General features: G+C 71.6%; 15 protein-coding genes. 4 read left to right on the top strand and 11 right to left on the bottom strand.

Going from position 1 to position 18,998, the window contains the following annotated elements:
- Positions 1-132: 132 nt before the first annotated feature.
- From htpG to AB0J21_RS15580, 8 genes are all read right to left on the bottom strand, one after another.
- Complete coding sequence (htpG, locus tag AB0J21_RS15615; RefSeq protein WP_363146471.1) at positions 133-1,962, bottom strand: molecular chaperone HtpG; 1,830 nt, start codon at positions 1,960-1,962, stop codon at positions 133-135.
- A 744-nt stretch (positions 1,963-2,706) separates the two neighbouring features.
- Positions 2,707-3,681 carry an SMP-30/gluconolactonase/LRE family protein gene (locus tag AB0J21_RS15610; protein WP_363146469.1) on the bottom strand — a complete coding sequence of 325 codons (975 nt, stop codon included), beginning with the start codon at positions 3,679-3,681 and terminating at the stop codon, positions 2,707-2,709.
- Entirely contained in the window at positions 3,678-4,649 is a 972-nt protein-coding gene (locus AB0J21_RS15605) for a TIGR03557 family F420-dependent LLM class oxidoreductase (RefSeq protein WP_363146468.1), read from the bottom strand. The genes AB0J21_RS15610 and AB0J21_RS15605 overlap by 4 nt, the downstream gene beginning before the upstream one ends.
- A gap of 538 nt (positions 4,650-5,187) precedes the next feature.
- Complete coding sequence (locus AB0J21_RS15600; RefSeq protein ID WP_363146466.1) at positions 5,188-5,988, bottom strand: SAM-dependent methyltransferase; 801 nt, start codon at positions 5,986-5,988, stop codon at positions 5,188-5,190.
- Positions 5,989-6,161: 173 nt separating this feature from the next.
- Positions 6,162-6,860: a hypothetical protein gene (locus AB0J21_RS15595; RefSeq protein ID WP_363146465.1), complete on the bottom strand. Its 699-nt coding sequence runs from the start codon at positions 6,858-6,860 to the stop codon at positions 6,162-6,164.
- An 83-nt stretch (positions 6,861-6,943) separates the two neighbouring features.
- Complete coding sequence (locus tag AB0J21_RS15590; RefSeq protein WP_363146464.1) at positions 6,944-8,296, bottom strand: tetratricopeptide repeat protein; 1,353 nt, start codon at positions 8,294-8,296, stop codon at positions 6,944-6,946.
- Positions 8,297-8,349: 53 nt separating this feature from the next.
- The gene (locus AB0J21_RS15585) at positions 8,350-9,132 is read right to left on the bottom strand and encodes a class F sortase (protein WP_363146463.1); all 783 of its coding nucleotides are present in this window, start codon (positions 9,130-9,132) and stop codon (positions 8,350-8,352) included.
- Complete coding sequence (locus AB0J21_RS15580) at positions 9,129-10,877, bottom strand: DUF4331 domain-containing protein (protein ID WP_363146462.1); 1,749 nt, start codon at positions 10,875-10,877, stop codon at positions 9,129-9,131. The genes AB0J21_RS15585 and AB0J21_RS15580 overlap by 4 nt, the downstream gene beginning before the upstream one ends.
- A 487-nt stretch (positions 10,878-11,364) precedes the next feature.
- Between AB0J21_RS15580 and AB0J21_RS15575 the strand changes: the two genes are divergently transcribed.
- Together AB0J21_RS15575 and AB0J21_RS15570 are read left to right on the top strand one after the other, a co-directional pair.
- A complete protein-coding gene (locus tag AB0J21_RS15575) occupies positions 11,365-13,083 on the top strand; it encodes a high frequency lysogenization protein HflD (protein WP_363146461.1) in 1,719 nt (572 codons plus the stop codon).
- Between the two features lie 100 nt (positions 13,084-13,183).
- Complete coding sequence (locus AB0J21_RS15570) at positions 13,184-13,537, top strand: hypothetical protein (protein ID WP_363146460.1); 354 nt, start codon at positions 13,184-13,186, stop codon at positions 13,535-13,537.
- Between the two features lie 304 nt (positions 13,538-13,841).
- Here the strand turns inward: AB0J21_RS15570 and AB0J21_RS15565 are convergent, their stop codons facing one another.
- Complete coding sequence (locus AB0J21_RS15565) at positions 13,842-14,351, bottom strand: MarR family winged helix-turn-helix transcriptional regulator (RefSeq protein WP_363146459.1); 510 nt, start codon at positions 14,349-14,351, stop codon at positions 13,842-13,844.
- A gap of 241 nt (positions 14,352-14,592) precedes the next feature.
- On the opposite strand from AB0J21_RS15565, the gene AB0J21_RS15560 reads away from it, so the two are divergent.
- Entirely contained in the window at positions 14,593-15,171 is a 579-nt protein-coding gene (locus tag AB0J21_RS15560) for a DUF4386 domain-containing protein (RefSeq protein WP_363146458.1), read from the top strand.
- 170 nt (positions 15,172-15,341) lie between these two features.
- Here the strand turns inward: AB0J21_RS15560 and AB0J21_RS15555 are convergent, their stop codons facing one another.
- Positions 15,342-16,073, bottom strand: a complete 732-nt coding sequence (locus tag AB0J21_RS15555) for a TetR/AcrR family transcriptional regulator (protein ID WP_363146457.1) — start codon at positions 16,071-16,073, stop codon at positions 15,342-15,344.
- A 149-nt stretch (positions 16,074-16,222) separates the two neighbouring features.
- Between AB0J21_RS15555 and AB0J21_RS15550 the strand changes: the two genes are divergently transcribed.
- Positions 16,223-17,245: a medium chain dehydrogenase/reductase family protein gene (locus AB0J21_RS15550; protein WP_363146456.1), complete on the top strand. Its 1,023-nt coding sequence runs from the start codon at positions 16,223-16,225 to the stop codon at positions 17,243-17,245.
- Positions 17,246-18,211: 966 nt separating this feature from the next.
- On the opposite strand, the gene AB0J21_RS15545 is transcribed toward AB0J21_RS15550, so the two are convergent.
- Complete coding sequence (locus AB0J21_RS15545; protein ID WP_363146455.1) at positions 18,212-18,865, bottom strand: response regulator transcription factor; 654 nt, start codon at positions 18,863-18,865, stop codon at positions 18,212-18,214.
- Between the last annotated feature and the right edge of the window lie 133 nt (positions 18,866-18,998).

Raw genomic sequence — 18,998 nt, 5'->3', positions numbered from 1 at the left:
CGGCTAAACCACCCCCCGAATCGGGCCCGCCGGCGCGCACGCCACCGCTGGCCCCCCCCCGACCGTGCCGGGGTCACAACAACCGCCGCGAGCACATCCGTGCTCGCGGCGTTCTTCGTCACCGGGCGATGGTCACACGGTCTTGCTGAGGCGGTCGGCGAGGAGCATGGCGAAGCGCGCCGGGTCGGCCAGGTCGCCCCCTTCCGCGAGCAGCGCGGTGCCGTAGAGCAGCTCGGCCGTCTCGGCCAGGCCCGGGTCGGCGGCTCGCTGCTCGTACGCCGACTTCATCCCGCTGACGAGCGGGTGTTCGGGGTTCAGCTCAAGGATGCGCTTGACCGGCGGGACCTCCTGGCCCATCGCCCGGTACATCTTCTCCAGTGTCGGCGTGAGACCGTCCGCGTCACTGACCAGGCAGGCCGGTGAGCTGGTCAGCCGGGTCGTCAGCCGTACGTCCTGCACCTCGTCGAGCGTCTCGTTGAGCCAGGTGAGCACGGCCGCGTACGCGCCGGACTTCTCCTCGCCCGGCTCCTCCTCGGAGGGCAGGTCGACCGCGCCGCGCGCGACCGACTGGAACTCCTTGCCCTCGTACTCCCGCACCGCCTCGACCCAGATCTCGTCGACCGGGTCGGTGAGCAGCAGGACCTCGTACTCCTTGGCCTTGAACGCCTCCATGTGCGGGGAGTTCACGACCTGTGCACGGCTTTCGCCGGTCATGAAGTAGATCTTCTCCTGGCCGTCCTTCATCCGGGCGACGTAGTCGGCGAGGCTGGTGGGCTCGTCGCCGACGGTGGAGGCGAACGACGCGATGTCGAGAATCGCCTTCTGGTCATCGGACCCGTCGAGCAGGCCCTCCTTGACGGCGGGGCCGAACTCGCGCCAGAACGTGCGGTACTTGTCGGTGTCCTTCCTCATCAGGTCCTTGATCGTGGAAAGGACCTTCTTGGTGAGGCGGCGGCGGATCAGCTGGATGTGCCGGTCCTGCTGGAGAATCTCGCGGGAGATGTTCAGGGACAGGTCGGCGGCGTCGACGACTCCCTTGACGAAGCGGAGGTAGCCGGGCAGGAGGTCACGGCTGTCGTCCAGGATGAACACGCGCCTGACATACAGCTGGATGCCGTGGCGGGCGTCGCGCTGGAAGAGGTCGTGCGGGGCGCGTGCCGGGATGAACAGCAGAGCCTCGTACTCGAAGGTGCCCTCGGCCCGCATCTGGATGATGTCGAGCGGGTCCGTCCAGTCATGGCTGATGTGCCGGTAGAACTCCTGGTACTCCTCGTCCTTGACCTCGGAGCGCGGCCGGGCCCAGAGGGCCTTCATCGAGTTGAGGGTGTCGTCTCCCATCCGGATGGGGAACGAGATGAAGTCCGAGTACCGCTTGACGATCTCCCGGATCTTCCATTCGTCGGCGTAGTCGTGCAGCGCGTCCTCTTCGTCGGCGGGCCGCAGATGCACGGTCACGGACGTGCCCTCCGGCACGTCGTCGGCGGCCTCGATGGTGTAGGTGCCGTCGCCGTCCGATTCCCAGCGCACGCCCGCCGCCTCACCGGCCTTGCGCGTGTGCAGGGTGACCTTGTCGGCGACCATGAAGACGGAGTAGAAGCCGACGCCGAACTGGCCGATGAGTTCGGCCGATTCCTTGTTCTCGCGCAGCTTGCGCAGGGCTTCGGCGGTGCCTGACTTCGCGATGGTGCCGATGAGGCCCACCACGTCGTCGCGCGACATGCCGATGCCGTTGTCCCGCACGGTCAGGGTGCGGGCCTCCTTGTCGGCCTCGATGGAGACATGCGGGTCCTCGGCCCTGAGGCTCTCGTCCGTGAGTGCGGCGAGGCGCCGTTTGTCCAGGGCGTCGGAGGCGTTGGAGATGAGTTCGCGGAGGAAGATCTCCTTGTTCGAGTAGATCGAGTGGACCATCAGCTGCAGGAGCTGTCGCGCTTCGGCCTGGAACTCCAGCGTCTCGGTGGTCATGGCTTCCCTTCGGGTAAAAAATTGATCTGTGCGACGCCCACGCTTCCAGAGGCCGAGCAGGTGCGCACGCATACCTGTGCCCGACCCCGCGCGGGCGAGGCCGGGTGGGCTTGAACCGAGGCACCGGCCGGACTCGGCTTCATTATTGCCGGTGCCGGGGACAACCAGCCTGCTTACAGTTGCTGTTGAGACGATCTCCGCGAGGAGACTCCTCTCCTGCACCGTGCCGCCCGATGCCGAGTGAACTCGCGTCCGGCCGCTGTCCTCGGCGAGGACGAGGACCTCCCTCTCCTGCGCTCCCGAGTCCACTGCCGGCGACAGCCCTGCACCATCACCGGCCTCTACCCGCGACAGTCCGCACCGCCGTCGCCGACCCCGGCACGACGGTACTGTCATCCGCTCTGGAGCACGTGCTCAGCATCGGCCTCGCCAGTTCACCTCTGCGCACGGTGTGCGCTCCGTGCGCGCCCTGACGCAGGCTGATCCGTCAGGGCGCCGCGCGGCATCCGCCGGCATGGGGGCCTTCTGGGACTGTTCTGGGACTTCCGGCCTCATCGACCCGCACGTCGACCCGCACGTCGACCCGCACGAACAGGAAACAGCCGAAGGCCGTTGGCGCAGGTCGGCAGCCACCAGCCACGCATCGCGGCAGGTCCCCGCATTGGCTGCTCCCTTCCGGTGCGTCTGACCGACAAGGGACGGGCGGCGTCCGGGGCCGGCCTCCAGAGGGGTTGTCGGGCCCCGTCAAGGGCTTGCCGCAGTGGGCCCGTCATCCGGCTGGACCACCACTCGACCAGCGGCTCGGCGCGCCGGGAGGTCCGTCACCGCCAGCGCGCCGCCTCGCAGGCTGCCGAACCACAGCAGGTTGTCCGCGCGGTACGCGCTGGTCGCCATGGTGAAGCCTCGTGGCGGGCGTCGCACGTCGAACGCCGGGCGGCCGTCCAGGTGGAGGCCGAGCGCCCGTACCGAGGGCCGCGGGCCGGGCAGCATCCAGGGCGGCAGGGCCGCGAGTGCGCGGCGCGGGGTCGTCGGGCCCCGGTGCAGCAGTGCGACCAGCGGATCGCGGGGTCCGGCGACCGCCGCCCAGATCAGGCCGTCGTCCGAGAGGGTGAGGTTGTCGGGGAAACCGGGTACCTCGGCCAGCGTCTCGTGCTGTCCGGTCCGGGCACCCCGGAGCCAGAGACGAACAAGGCGGTAGGCGCCCGACTCGGCGATCACGACGTGCGACTCGTCGGGGGCGAGGACCACGCCGTTGGCGAACTGGAGGCCGTCGAGGAGGACGTCCACCGAGCCGTCCGGCGAGAGGCGGATGAGCCGGCCGGTGCCGATGTGCTCCAGCAGGTCCCGCTTCCAGTTCCGCAGGCCGTGTCGGGTGCTGGAGTCCGTGACGTACACGGTCCCGTCACGGGCCTGCGCGACGTTGCTGCACAGCCCCAGCGGTACGCCCTCCGCCTTCGTGAGCAGTACGCGTACCGCAGCGGTCGACAGGTCGACCGCGAGCAGCCCGCGTTCGGCGTCGCAGACGAGCAGGCCGCCGTCCACGCTCACCGTCATGCCCATCGGGCGCCCTCCGGTGTTCGCCGCCTCCCGCACGCGCCTCGTGACGGGGTCGACGCCCAGGACGCGTCCGTCCGCCACCCCGGTGAGGAGTCCGCCCCTGCCGTCACCGGTGACGTGCTCGGGTCCCTCACCGCCGAGAGCCAGCAGGCGCAGGCTCATGCCCCACCCTCCTGGTCCCGCAGCCTGGGCAGGACGCGGGTGCGGTAGAAGTCGAAGAAGCCCTCCTGGTCGGGACCGATCTGGTTGACGTAGACCTCGTCGAAGCCGGCGTCGGCGAACTCCCTCACCGCGTGGAGATGTGCCGCCTCGTCGTCTCCGCAGACGACGGCGTCGCCCACCATCTCCTCGGTGACGAGCCCGGCGGCCTGCTCGAAGTGGGCGGGCGTGGGAAGAACCTGCGGCAGTTCGCCGGGCAGCTGCTCGTTGGGCCACAGACGGTGGGCCGTTTTGAGGGCCTGGGCCTTTTCCGTGGCCCAGCAGACCTTCAGCCCGCCGATCACCGGCTTGCGTCCACCGCCCGCCCGGCGGAACCGGTCCACCAGGCCGGTGTCCGGGCTCATGGTCACGAAGCCGTCGCCGATCCGCCCGGCCAGATCCGCCGCCCGCGGGCCGAACCCGGACACGTAGAGCGGGGGCGGGTCCTCGGGCAGCGTGTAGAGCCGCGCGTTCTCGACCGTGTAGTGCGTACCGCGGTGGGTGGTCTGTTCGCCGGTGAACAGGCGTCGCATCACGTGCACCGCCTCCTCCAGCATCTCCATGCGCCGGGCCGCCTCGGGCCACGGGTCCCCGAGGATGTGCTCGTTGAGGGCCTCGCCGGTACCGATGCCGAACCGGAAGTGGCCCTCGGTCAACACGGCTGCCGTGGCCGCCGCTTGGGCGTTGATCGCGGGATGCATGCGCACGGTGGGGCAGGTGACGAGGGTCGTGATGGGCAGGGAGCAGTTCTGCGAGAGCGCCCCGATCATCGACCAGACGAAGGAGCTCTGGCCCTGCTCGTCGTTCCACGGGTGGAAGTGGTCGGAGATCGCCAGGGCCTCGAAGCCCGCCCGCTCCGCGGCGCGGGCCTGGGAGAGCAGCTCCGCGGGGGTGAACTCCTCGGAGGAGAGGAAGTAGCCGTATGTCGTCATGCCGTCGCCTTTCGGAACTGATCGCCCAGTCGTGCTTCCCGCCTGGCGGCGGGTACCCGCCGCTCACCGAACCGAACAGGGCATCCGGTCGGCCGCGGCGCCGCCCTGTGGCAGGAGTGGACCACCCGACCTGCCGGGCGACGCGGGACGCACTCCTCCTGCATACCCTCCTCCGGGGCACGACCGTTCACCCGAACGAGAGGTCGGCGAGAGGTCAGGAGCTGCGCGCTACCGGCCCGCGCGGGACCTCACTGTGGAGAACCATTACCGAGGGCCGCGCGGAGAAGCTGAGTCCGCTCGCGAGCCGGCCACGCAGCGCTCGTTGCCGTGCTCGTGCCGTCGAGGTCCCGCACCGTGGCCCAGGCCACGCGCTCAGCCGGGCCCCTTTCCGAAGAGAAGAGGGTGCGTGGATGCAGATCATCGTCCTGAGTGGCCCCCGGGCTCGGGGAAGAGCACCGTGGCACGCATTCTGGCCGGGAGCAGGCGCGGGCGGCTGACCGTACCGGGGCGCTGCCCGCGCGGCGCCCCGCTCCTCGGCTCAGGGCTTGCGGGCCACCACGCACCACATGGGCAGGGTGTCGTCGGGGGTGTCCTCGGGGCGGGGGCGCCAGCGGGTCAGGGGGACGACGCCGGGGTCCAGGATATCGAGGCCCTCGCAGAAGGCGCGGACCCGGTCCTGGGTGCGCGGGGTCGCGGAGGCGTGTTCGGCGGCGCGTTCGTTGTAGATGCGCATGGACTCGGCGACCTCGGTGGCGGCGATGTCACTGGCGGGGTGCGACAGGACGAGGAAGCTGCCCGGGGCGAGGCGCTCCAGCAGGCGCCGGGTCAGGTCCCAGGGGTCCTCCCCGTCCCGGATGTACTGGAGTACGGCGACCAGCATCAGGCCCACCGGCCGGGACAGGTCCAGGGTGCGCGCCGCCTCGTCCAGGATGGTGTCGACGTCGCGGGCGTCGGCCTGCACGTAGTCGGTGAGGCCCTCGGGGGTGCTGACGAGGAGGGCGCGGGCGTGGGCGAGGACGATCGGGTCGTTGTCGACGTACACGATCCGTGAGTCGGCCGCCGCGCGCTGCGCCACCTCGTGCGTGTTGTCGGCGGCGGGTATGCCGGTGCCGATGTCGAGGAACTGGCGCACCCCCGCGCCGGACAGGTGGGTGACGGCGCGGCCGAGGAACGCCCGGTTGGCGCGGACCGAGGCCACGATCGCCGGGTTGGCCCCGGCCGCGAGCTCGGCGGCCTCCTGGTCGACGGGGTAGTGGTCCTTGCCGCCCAGCCACACGTTGTAGACGCGCGCGGGGTGCGCGGTCGCGGGGGTCGTGGCGGGCGGGAAGCGGTCGTTCATGTGCGGTCACCTCGTACGCGGAACCGGCCCGGCCGGCAGGAACGGATGGGGCCGACGGGACCGGTGGGCCGGGTCGGCTGCCGTCACCGTACCCGGGGCCCGCCCCCTTGACGATCACTGGAGCGGAGTTCAACCACGCGGCTACGCAACGTGTTTGACGTCGGACCGGGGGCTCAGTGGGGCTCGTCCCAGCTGTGGCCGAGCCCGCCTCCCCAGCTGCTCACGAGGGCGGCGGTGGCCATGAGTACCCGCTCGTCCCACCAGTCGGCGCGCGGCCGCAGCTCGTACTCGCCGGCCCCGGAGGTCCTGGCCTCCAGCACCTTTCGGCGGTGGACGCGCCACGTGATGCGCCGGGGCGGGCGCGGGATCTCGCCATTCCCGTCTCCGAGGATCGCCGCGGCGACGAGGAACACGGCCAGGACGACGTAGAGCGGGCAGGTCAGCCACCACAGCAGCCAGGCGGGGGCGGAGCCCCGGTAGCCGACGGCCACCGGCCGGCCGTCCTGTTCGACGTCCCAGCGGGTGCGGATGTTCCCGCCGCGCAGCCTCGGCCGGCGTACGACGAGCGCGAGGTGCCGGTCCTCGGCGTCCCGCACCTCGTAGCGCGCCTCGTACCGGTCGGTGTGCACGGTACGCACGTGGGCGAGCGGGTGTGCGCGGTCCGGGTCGGCCCACAGGTCGAAGGAGCGGTGCCCCGTGGAGCGCGCCTTCCCGTACTCCTCGGCGTCCTGCCCGGGTTCGAGGTGCCGCTCCAGGTGGGCGTCGGGGGGCTCCTCGGCGTCCCAGGGCCCCGGCGGCCCGGTCCGCACGTCATAGGGAGGCGGGCCGTCCGGCTCCTTGTGCCCGGTCCACTTCAGTCGCACCGTGCCCACGCGCGGCCTCCCCCGTCGTCCTTCTTCTTTCGCGGACGCGGGGGACTCTACCGGTCGGCTTCCCGGCGACCCGGCGGCCGGGGTCAGCGCAGGGCGGTGAGCGCCTTCCTGGCCTCGGCGGCGTGCAGGGGGTGGAAGTGCGGGTTGATGGCGAGGGCCCGGTCGAGGTCGGCGCGGGCCTCGGCGCGGTGGCCGAGGGAGCGGTGGATCAGCGCGCGGTGGTAGTGGAAGAGGGCGTTGCGGGTGCCGAGGGAGAGCGCGAGGTCGGCCTCGGCGAGGGCCTCGCGGTCGCGGCCCGCGGCGTGCAGGGCCCAGGCGAGGGCGTCGTGCGAGTCGAGGAAGGGCCGCGAGGCGAGACCCTGTCGGGCGATCCTGACGGCGCGCGCGGGGGTGCCGTGGTCGGCCTCGTACAGGGCGGCGTCGGAGTCGAGGGTGACACCGTTGGCGGCGAAGACACGCTGTTCGGCGCGGAACACCTCGTACTGCCTTCCGGCCTCCTCGCGGTGGCCGAGGGAGGCGTGGAGTTCGCCGAGCTGGAGGACGTACTCGGGCAGCGGGAGGCGTTCGACGGCGCGGCGGAGGTCGGTGAGCGCGGCCCGGTCGTGGCCGAGCGCGGCCTCGGCCCTGGCCTTGGCCTGGAGCAGGGCGGTGTACGAGGGGGCGGCGCGCAGTCCGGCCTCCGCCTCGGTCAGCGCGGTGGCCGCGTCACCGCTGTTGAAGGCGAGTTCGCTGAGGTAGTAGCGGGCGAAGGCGCGGTCCTCGGGGCCGGCCGCCGCCTTCAGGGCGCGCCGCATGTCGGCGCGGGCGGCCGTCGTGTCGCCGCGCAGTTCCGCCGCGTAGGAGGCGCGCGCGAACGAGGGGGTGCCGGGTTTGAGGTCGACCATGCGCTGGGTCGCGTCGGCGGCCTCGGCGTAGCGGCCGAGCTGGGTGTAGGCGTCGGCGAGGGTGCCTTGCAAGGTCGCGTTGTACGGGTTGACGGCGGTCGCGCGGCGGGCCCAGTCCAGGGCACGGGTGAAGTGGTGGCGGGCTGCCTCCAGCGCGGCCATGCCGCCCAGCGCGGTGTAGTTGTCCTTCTTCTCCAGGGCCAGGGACTTCTTCAGTGCCGTCTCGGCCTTGGGGTAGTACGTGGGGTCGCCGCTGGTGCGGGCCTGCTGGACGTAGGCGAGGCCGAGGCTGCCGAGGGCGAGGGAGTCGCGGGGGTTGGCGCGCAGCCGCCGCTGGAGCGCGGTGACGCCGCCGGCCGCGGCCGGGTCGGCGGCCGGTGGTGCTCCGGCCGCCTCGCTGCTGCTCGCGGCCCCGTCGTCGCCGTGCGAGGCGGACCAGGGGGCGAGGCCGATCCCGCCGGCGGCGAAGAGCCCGACGCCGAGGACGGTGGCGACGGCGGCGGACAGCAGGGGGCGCCGGCGCGGTGCGCTCCGACGGGCTGACGTGCTCAATTCCCGCTCCAGTGAGTGGTGGTGGGGTCTGGTGGGGTGGCGGGTGCTTCGGCTCAGCGGGTCGGCGGGTGTCCCGTGGGGGGTGTACGGGTGGGGGGCGGCGCGAGTCCCGCGTAGACGACGAGGTTGTCGTGGTAGCCGCGCTCCTCGTCGAAGGCGCCGCCGCAGGTGATCAGGCGCAGGGCCGGGGGGCCGCCGCTCGCGTAGACCTGGTGGTCGGGCACGGCGTCCTTCTCGTACTGGCGCAGCGCCTGGACGGTGAACCGGGCGCTGGTGCCGTCCTCGCGGTCGAGGGTGACGACGTCGCCGGGCCGCAGCGCGGACAGCCCGTAGAAGGCGCCGGGGCCGGTGGCCGAGTCGACGTGGCCGACGAGGATCGCGGCGCCGGGGTCGCCGGGCGCGGGGCCCTCGCGCCACCAGCCGACGTCGGCGGGGTCGGCGGGCACGGCGAGGCGGCCGTCCTGCTGGACGCTCAGTCCGGACAGCGGCTTGTCGAGGCCGACTGAGGGGATGCGCAGCCGGGTCGGCGCCGCGGCGGGCGGCGCGTGGTGGTCGGGGACCTGGGCGGCGGCGACCGGAAGGGTGCCGCGGTTCACGGCCGGCCTGGGCACCCGTTCCGGTGGCAGCAGCAGCGCCGCGAGGGCCGCCGCACTCAGCGAGAAGCCGAGGCACAGGGCGAGGGTCGCGACCACGTGCGGCCGGGCGCCGGGGCGCCGGGTACGGCGCCGGCCGCGCCCCGCGTGGTGCGCGGGGCGCGGCGCGGGCGCCTCCTGCTGCCCGGGGCGCCCGTCCTCCGAGGGGGAGGACGGGCGCCCGGTGCCGGGGAGGTCGGTCATGCCCGCTCGGCGCGGCGACGGCGCAGGACGAGGACGCCGGCGCAGGCCAGCAGGGCTCCGCCGCCGACGGCGGTGACGGGTACGACGGGGAACCCTTCGCTGAGCGAGGTGCCGCCGAGGCCGGCGCCGACGCCGCCCTCGGGGTGCTCGCGGTACGCCTGGTTGACGGCGGCCGTGTTGGGCAGCGCGACGTAAGGGAAGGTGTTGCCGGGCTGGCGGTACGGGGTGTCGACCGCGTCACCGGCGGCGAGGGCGGGCACGATCTTGCCGGTCTGCGCCGCGCCTTCGAGGGCCTGGAGCTCGATGTCGACGACGTCGTCGTTGAGCCGGCGGCCGTTGGGGAATCCGGCGAGGTCGTTGCCGAGCACGCCGAGGCGGTTGGGGTTCTTGCTCGGCGGCACCGACATGTTGAGGCGCAGTTCCTCGGCGGGCAGGAACTTCTTCTTGTCGGTGTCGGCGTTGAGCAGCTGCGAGTTGAGGTCCGCCTTGATCGGCCCGCACGCCTTGCAGATGCCGGTCAGGAAGATCTCGACGAGGTCGTTGCGGGGCGTCGCCGGGGCGGGGACCCCGTAGATGCTCTCGATCAGCTTGGGGACGATCGGGTCCTTGACCGCGTTCACGACGGGCGTGACGTTGTGGTCCTGGTCCGGGCTGATCGAGTTGAAGGCGTCCTTGTACTTGTACGGGACGACGACCTCGTTGACGAGCGGGTTGCCGAGCCGCGAGACCTGGCGCCAGTCGGCGTCGCCGTGGTGGCCCATGCCGTCCTTGCGGTCCTCGACGCCGGCGGGCGCCTCCTTCGCCGGTGCGCCCTTGCCGTCCTCGGCGGCGCCCTTTCCGGCGGGACCGGCGGGCTTGCCGAGGCTGCCCTTGCCGGTGGAACCGGCGACCTCGACGCCCTTGCGCTCGGTCGTGGACCACACGCCGATGACCGGGTTGCGGCTCTCGTCACGGTTGAGGGCCACGGATTTCTTGGGCACCTGGATGGCGAGGGTGTTGATGTTGTAGCCGGCCAGCGTGTTGTTGCCGCGCTCCTTCAGGTTGCCCCCGTAGAGGAGGTCGAAGATGCGCAGGTCGAGGAAGAACGGGTCGGCCGCCTGACCCGCGTAGGTCTGGCCGCCGTCCTCGGGCAGGGGGCGGACGGCCTGCCGGCGCAGGGAGGCGTAGTCGGGCATGGACGCCTTGCCGACGTTGGAGGGCGCCGCCGGGGCGTCCTTCAGCAGGGTCCGGGTCTTCCCGTGCGCGTCGGTGACCGTCAGGTCGTAGGTCTGACGGAAGTTCAGCGTCTCGTCGTCGAGGGTCCTCACGACGCCCGTGTTGTACAGGAACTGGTTCGCGGCGTCCCGGACGTGGTCGGTGAACTTCCACGTGTACGTCGTGTCGGGCTTGCCGTCGCCGTCGCCGTCGATCTTGATGTGGTACCTGGCGTCGTTGGCGAAGGGGTAGAAGTTCGGCCCGCCGTTCGGCTCCTGGAAGGGGATCCAGTTCGCCACCAGGGTCACGGTGTCCGGCTTGTCCGGGCTGGTGAAGGCGTACACGTCGGTGTTGTCGGCCTTCGGGTCGCCCGCGGTCAGGGGCGCCTCGCGGTGGCTGGAGGCGGCGCTGTCGGTGGGCGCGAGTCCGGTGAGGGCGGCGGCCGTCACGAGGGACAGCGTGCCGAACGCGGCGAGCCCGCGCTCCGTGCGGCGGGCGGCGGGAGATCTCCGCGACCGGGGCGTGGGGCGGGGCTGGGGGGAGGACTGCATGGGCCATCCGTTTCGGGTGAGAGCCGCAGCCCTCCTGACGTGAAGGCGGGCGGCTGGGGAACTGCGAAGCTCTGGGCGCCCACGCCGGACGGCGGGTCCCCGCTCTCAACGAGGACCACGGCTTGCGAATTGTCCGGTATGTGACTTTGAGCCAACGTCAGAGCACCACGGGCGGCGGGGGCCTGCAAGGGTGGTGCGCCGTACGGGCGCCGCGTGGCCTCCGCACCGGTCCGCGGACGGGTCAGGACGCACGGCTCCGCCCGAGGGGCGGGGCGTGGACGGCGCCAGGTCCGTGCGGGTGACGCCGTGCCGGCCGCGGGGCGCGGCGGGCGGGAGCGGGTACGGCTCAGGTCACCTGCCACCGCCCCGGAGGCCGCGTCCTCGCGGCCACCCCCGCTCTCCCCCGCCGTGGGCGCAGGTCGCTCTGCTCACCGGGCGCCGCGCCGACACCCGGGCGTCGCCGCTGTCCTCGCCGGAGGCGAACAGGATGAACACCCCTCTCGGGCACCGCGCGCGTCCGGCGCGGACCACCGCGCGGCGCCTGGCCTTCGTGGCGGGCGCGCTGTTGTGGCTGGGCGCTACGGCGACACCCGCGGCGCACGCGCATCCGCTCGGCAACTTCTCCGTCAACGAGTACACGGGGCTCACGGTCCGCCCCGACCGGGTGGAGGTGCTCGCGGTCACGGACACGGCGGAGATCCCCACACTCCAGGCCGCCCCCTCCGTGGACGGTGACGGGGACGGCACCGCGAGCGCGGGGGAACGCGCCACGTGGGCCGGATCGGCGTGCGCCCGTACGGCGAACCGGCTCGCCGTCACCGCAACTGGCCGGCTGGCGTGGACGGTGTCCTCCTCCTCGTTCGCCTACCGCCCCGGGCAGGGGGGTCTGCGCACCTCGCGGCTTGAGTGCCGGCTGCGGGCCCCGCTCGACCTGACGCGGGGCCCGGTCGACGTCCGCGTCGACACCGGCGCCGATCCGCACCGTGTCGGGTGGCGCGAGATCACCGCGAAGGGGGCGGACGGCGCGCGTCTGGACGACTCGACCGCCCCCGCCGTCTCCCCCAGCCACGAACTGCGCGACTATCCGCGGGACCTGCTGGCCACGCCGCGCGGGGACACCGAAGCCGGGTTCACCGTGAGCCGGGGCGCGGCGGCGGCCGGGGGCGCGGGCGCGGTGCCCGGCACAGGAGACGCAGGCGGCGTGACCGCGCGCGTGGAGGCGCTGTCCCAGCGGCTGACCGCGCTCACGGGGACGAAGGACCTGACGCTGCCGATCGGGCTGCTGGCCGTGGCGCTCTCGCTCGTCCTGGGCGCGGGGCACGCGCTGCTGCCCGGACACGGGAAGACGGTCATGGCGGCCTACCTCGCGGGCCGTCGCGGCAGCGTGCGTGACGCGGTCACGGTCGGCGCCACGGTGACGGTGACGCACACCGCGGGCGTGATGGCCGTCGGGCTGTGCCTCACGGCGTTCTCCTCCCTCGCGGGCGACACGGTGCTGAACACGCTCGGCGTCGTCAGCGGCGCTCTCGTGGCGCTGGTCGGCGCGGGCCTGCTCACCGACGCGGTACGCCGGGCACGGCGGGCCACCACCTCCGGCCCCGCTCCCGTCCCGGCTCCGGCCGCGACCGCCGAGGGCGTCCTGGTGGGCGTGGGCGGCGACGGCGGTGCGGCCGTCCGCGAGGACCTCGCGCCGGCGCGGGAAGCCCCCGCGCACGCACACCCTCATCCCCACCGGCCGCACAAGCACGGCCTGTTCGGGCATCACCACCACCACGGGCCTGCCCATGACCACGGGCATGGGCATGGGCATGAGCACTCACACGGGCACTCGCACGGGCACGCTCCGGGCGGGGCGGGGGGCGACGGTCCCGCGCCGTTCTCGAAGCGGGGGCTGATCGGGCTGGGGATCGCGGGCGGTCTGGTGCCCAGCCCTTCGGCGCTCGTCGTGCTGCTGGGGGCGGTGGCGCTGGGCCGTACGGCCTTCGGCGCGGGGCTCGTCGTCGCGTACGGCGTCGGGATGGCCGGAACGCTCACGGCGGTGGGCCTGTTGCTCGTGCGGCTCGGCGACCGCGCCGGGAAACTCGCCGCGCGGCCCGGCTTCGCCCTCCTGCGCCGCTGCGCCCCCTACACCGCGCTGCTGACGGCGCTGCTCGTCCTGCTCGTCGGCCTCGGGCTGATGGCCCGCAGCCTGCCCTCGATCCTGTGACCTCCGTGCAGGGGCCTCCGTGCAGTGGCTTCCGTGCAGTGACCTGCGCTTCCGCTCAATGACCTCCGTCCCATGACGCCCTGATCCCCGAGGAGCCCCTGTGTCCCCCGTGTCCCCCGTCTCCCGCCGTAGCGCCCTCTTCCCCGGCGTCCTCGTCCTGCTGTCCGCACTCACGGTGGCCGGCTGCTCGGCGTCGTCCGGCGACGGCCGGTTCGACGCGCAGAGCGCCTCGCCCTCGCCCACCTGCCGGGTCCACCAGAAGGCGGAGCCCGGCCGGCGGTACACCGGGGGCTCGCAGGCCGACACCGGTGCGGTGCTGGAGATGATGCGCTACTACACCGCGCACGGCACGAAGCGCTTCTGCGACGGCAGGGGCCCGACCGACACGGACCGCGACTGGACGGACCTGTACGCGCGGCTCGGCGGTAAGAAGGCTCGTGTGACGGCCGGCTGAATCACTCCCCCATCAGTCACCCCCTCCGGACGAACACGGCCTCGGAAGAGGTTTCGGACAGACGCCGAAGGAACCACACCGTCGGACGGAGCCGCCAGGTCCCGGACTCCCTGGCAGGGGACCTGTACAGGGTTGTGAACCGGGCTCGCGAGGATTGCCGCGCTGCCGAAATACCTCAGTGGCTCCTTGCCGAGCTCTCCGCCCCGGTCGAGCTGGGGAGCCCCCCTTCGAGAACCTTCCGGCGCCTCGCGATCGCACGCATCACACGCCGCTCCCTGGTCCAGATCACCAGCCCACGCAGGCCCTAATCGGCGGACCGAAGACGACGGTAGCCGGGATGGATGCCCTCGACCAGCCCCTGAGTGCCGGCCACGTGCCGCAGCAGCGCACTCAGCCGACGCCGGTCCTCCGGATCGAGCCCGGCGCACAGTTCCTCGTCCTGGGCGAGAACCACCTTGCCCAGTTCTCGCATGACCTCTTCACCCTGTGGAGTGAGGAAGAGCCCCTGAAACCGGCGGTCCTTGGCATTGCGGCGCCGTTCGAGGAGGTCGCGCTCCTGCAGCACGTCAACGAAAGCAACGATTCTGCTCGGGGTCAGACCCAGCCGCCGGGCGAATTCCCGCTGGTGGTCTCCCGGGTAGAGGGCGGCCAGGCGCAGCAGTCCCGCTTGGGGCGCTGTCAGGCCGAACGCGGCGATCCGCTGGGAGAACTCCAGGGCGACATGCTCACCGATCTGGGTGAGCAAGAACGCCACAGGCCGGACGCGGTCACTCTCGGCCTGCGGGAACTCGGGGCTGCCAGACGAATCCACCATGACATAACGATATCACTGGACAATGATAGCCAGGTATGAACTATTCTCTTGGGTAGCGGCTTGTTCATGCCCACGGCCGGTCAGTCATCCCCCGGTCGACCGCGGGGCCCTCTTCTCTGGGAGATCACTCATGACCACCACAGCCTTAGCACGTGAGACACCGTCACAACGCGCCCAGCTCGGTCCCCCGCTCCTGCTACCGGCCCTCTCCTTCGCCGTGCTACTGGTCGCCTCAGTCGTGGTGTCCCGCTCGATTCCGCAGCCCACGGCATCGGCGGCGACCACTCTGGCGTACTTCCAGGACCACGCCACGGCCACCAAGGTGACCGCAACCCTCCAGCTCGGCGCCTCTGTACCCCTGGCGATCTGGTCGGCCATCGTCTACCACCGGCTGCGCCTGCTCCGCGTCTCAGCCCCCGGGCCCGGCATCGGCCTGGCGGGCGGGATCATCGCCTCCGCCTCGCTGGGCCTTTGCGGACTGCTCGGCTGGGCGACCGCACGGAGCGCCGACCTGCACAACGCGGCAGTGACCAGAACGATGGCGGACCTCATGTTCATGACTGGCGGCCCGGGCCACATCGTGGCGTTCGGACTGCTCCTGGCGGGAGTGGCGGTACCGATCGCGATGACGCCGGTCGGCCCTCGCACGTTCGGCTTGATCGGGATCGCTCTCGCCGTCGTCGCCGAGGTCGGCACGCTCACGCTCCTGAACACGAACTTCGGCGTGGCCCTGCCGATCGCCCGGTTCGGCGGCCTGCTCTGGCTGGTGATCGCCAGCATCATCCTGTCGACCAAGCGGCAGCGCGCCACCTCCCCGTAGAGACGCGGACCAGTAGAGATACGGAGCACCGCCACCCTGGCACGGCCACGGTGCCGCGCCGGGGACGCGGCGGCGCGTCAGCCGGAGCCCCTCCGGGCCTCAAAGTTCTCGGCACTCTCGGCCGACCCGCTCCGAACGTCCCCCGCTTCGGTGCGGACCGGCGCGACAGCCTAGGATTCCCCTGGCCCGGCGGGCCCGGACGGTTCAGCGGGTGTCGTACCCGTAGGCGCGGTCGGCTCCGTCCGACCGGCCGGCACGTCCGGCCAATCGCTGACACCGGTGGGTAGCCGACGGTCGAGGAGCAGGCCCGCCAGCTCCTCGATGCGCAGCACGACCGGGGCCGGATCACCGTCTGAATCGGCGAGCGCGTCGTACGTCTCGAAACTGGTCAGCATGAACAATGGGCCGACCAGATCCGCCACGACCCCCTCCGTGTCGCCGGATGCGCGTTCGGACACCAGTCGGCCCAGAATGACGCCAAGGCCGCCCCGCCGCCTCTCGCCCCGAGCGATCAGTGCGGCCTCCAGCTCGGGATCGACCATAGCCAGCCCGCGCAGTCGGCGCAGCGCCAGCCGGTCGGAGGCGTAGAAATGGACCAGCGTGCGAATCAGCCCTCTCAGCGCCTGCGAACCCGTCGCCAACGTGAACACCTTCGGCATACCGGACATGCCGCCGCGCTGGGCTAGGTCGTCGAAGAGCGCTTCGAGCAGTCCGGTCTTGGACTCGAACTGGTAGTAGACGGTCATCCGGGCCACACCGGCCTTGCGGGCCGCGGCCTCCATGCTGAGCGCACCTGGACCACTTGCGGCCGTGAGGAGTTCCCGCGCCGCGTCGAGGATCTTGGCGCGCGTCTGCTCCGCCGCGGCTTGTCGCTGTCCACCGCGATAAGGGCGAGGGCTCATAGGTTGACGTCTCCGCAGTTAGGGATAGAATTACTTTCATTGTATATGCGGTCTATACAAAGTGCACCGCCGCTGATGCCGCCCGGCCACGAGCGACCACCCGCACCGTCTTCCCGCTCTATCCGCAGACTTCCTCCAGGGAGATCACCATGCGTTATCGCCATGTGAGTGTTCCGCAGTTGGGCGGGGCTGAAGTGATGCAGCTCCGCGACGACGATCTGCCTCCCCTGCTTCCCGGCCACGCCCGGGTCAAAATCCTTGCGGCAGGCGTGTCCTACGGCGACATCCTGCTCCGGGTCGGCGTCATTCCTGGTGGACCGGCCCGGCCGTTCACTCCAGGCTACGACCTGGTGGGCGAGGTGACCGAGGTGGGCTCCGGCGTCACCACCCCGGCAGTGGGCAGCCGCGTCGTGGCCCTGGTACGTACCGGCGGCTACGCTCAGTACGCGACCGTCCCGGCCGGGCGCCTCGTCCCCCTACCCGAGGGGGTCGATCCGGTGGTCGCCTCCGCCGCGGCACTCAACTACTTCATCGCCCATCAGATGCTGCACCGGGTGGCGAAGGTGCACAGCGCCAGCTCCGTCCTGGTCCATAGCGCGTCTGGAGGAGTCGGCACGGCCTTTCTCGAACTGGCCGCACTGGCCGGTGTCACGGTGTACGGGACCTGCGCCTCGAAGTACGCCGAGCACGTGCGGAATCTGGGCGCCCAGGTAATCGACCGGGACACGGAGGACTTCGTGCGGACGGCCAGCAGACTGCCCGGCGGCGGCGTCGACGCCGTTTTCGACCCGACCGGCGGCCGGCACTTCCTGCGCTCCTACCGGGCCCTGCGGCGCGGTGGCGTCATGATCGGCTTCGGGCAGAACGCGGCGCTGCGCTCCGGCCGCCCAGACCGGCTGGTGGGCGCACAGGGGTTCCTGGGCGGCATCGTTCTGCCGAAACTGGTACCGGACGGCAAACGGACGCTCTTCTACAACGCCTGGAGCCTGGAGAAGTCCCACCCCTCGGCCTATCGGGAGGACTTGACGCGCGTGCTGGACCTGCTGGCGGAAGACCGGCTGCATCCCGTCATGGGCCGGACGATGCCGCTGGAGGAGGCAGTTGAGGCCCACCGGGCGATGGAGAACAAGACGGTCAATGGCAAGATCGTCCTCGTACCCGCGAAGGGCTAAGCCGGGAACGCGACGGTGCGAAGGCATGGTGGAACCGGGACATCATCCCGGAAGTGCAGGGGCATCAGCCCGATGACAGCGGGAACACACGTCCGCAGGCTGGCAGCAGCGATCACCCACTGCCCGCCGGAGGACCCTCGTGCGCCCCACCCCTGGCCGATTCGGCCATCGACTGAAGATCCGTCGCTGGACGCTCGCCGCACTCAGGGCGGTGACGCAGGGCTTCATTCATCTTGGACGTGTCATGTCGCCCGCTCCCACGAGCGATGGGCAGACGGTGCCCGATCCGTGGGCAGCCTCGCCGGAACGGACCCCGCCCACCTGGCATCCCGAATACGCCGGCCTCCCGCCGTCTCCGGTGACCCCCCTGGAAGCGGCCCTGTGGGCGCAGCTCGAATAAGCCTGCGAACCGCGCTCCTTACCGGGGAAGCGGTCCGGTCACAGCCTGCGCGGCCGGAGCGAAGGAACGCCGAAGCCCGGCCCGCGAACCCGGAGGCGGCGTCTCGAAGGACAGTCACGACGCGATCGAGAGCCGCCACACCATGCGGAAACCGCAACGTACCGGCCATACCGAATGACACTTACCCCACACGCCGAGACGGCGGGGCCGGCACCTCGGGGCGGACTACAGGACCGGATTCGGTACGGTCACCGCAGAAAGTGCACCGCTCCACGAAACCGGGGCGACGGCACCTCGCCGAAAGAGCACAGTCACTGGACAGGCCCGGCGCGGGAACGATATGTCACGCCGACACCGCATCGGGCACCGCGGACCCCGGTTCTCCCTCACAGCCAACACGCCAGGGGACACAGCGAAAGCCTCCCTCGGCGCACGTGGCGTCCGGCACATGCCATCGGCGTGCGGGACGAACACCCTCCCTGCGGAGTACCCCGGACGTCCGCTTGGCGCGGCGAGGACGCGCACCAAGCAGTCGCAGCTGCTGTGCGGGGCTTTCGAAACAGCCCCTAGGTGCCGAGCCCGGCCCGACGGGCCTGGATCGCCGCCTCGGCGCGGTCGGCCACCTGGAGCTTGCCGAAGATCCTGGAAAGATAGTTGCGCACAGTCTTCACCGACAGCCCGAACTCGCGTGCAATGTAAGGCGTATTGCGACCATCGGCCAGCATCGTGAGCACCGCGCGCTCCCGTGGGGTGAGCTGAGGGAAGGGGACCTGCTCCTGGGGTTCACGCTTAAGCTGAGCCAGTAGGTGCTCGGCGGCGTCGGGACCGAAGACCATCCCGCCCCGGCCGACCTCGCTGACCGCACGCCGGACGTCCTGGAGACCCGCGTCCTTGAGCAGGTACCCGCGAGCGCCGGCCAGGACCGCGGCGAGCACCGTCTCGCCCTGATCGTCGGCGGTCAGCATGATCACGGCGACTCCCGGCAGACTGGCCACGAGCGCCCGGGTCGCCTCGATGCCGTTGAGATCGGGCATCCCGATGTCCATCAGGACGACGTCAGGCTGCCAGCGATCGGCAGCCTCCAGGACGGAAGCTCCCTCGCACGCCTCTCCAATGACCTCCAACTCCCCGTGTTGTCCCAGCATTTGACGTAGACCCTCCCGATACATCGGATGGTCGTCGACGATGAGCACGCGCAAGGTTTTCGCTGGTGCAGGCATGACGTGGTCTCCTCAATGGTGAGTGCCAGATCGGTTAACCGGTACCGGCCCCGAGCCCTGCGGAGCGGCGGGGCGGCGTCCTTGCCCAAGAGCCTCTGATGCTTGCGGTCGAGGAGCCTGAGCGCTCCCTACG

The organism is Streptomyces sp. NPDC049954 (assembly GCF_040656295.1).
Taxonomy (GTDB): Bacteria; Actinomycetota; Actinomycetes; order Streptomycetales; family Streptomycetaceae; genus Streptomyces.
The sequence above is the reverse complement of the archived record's forward strand: the minus strand, read 5'-3'. Positions and strand labels throughout refer to the sequence as shown.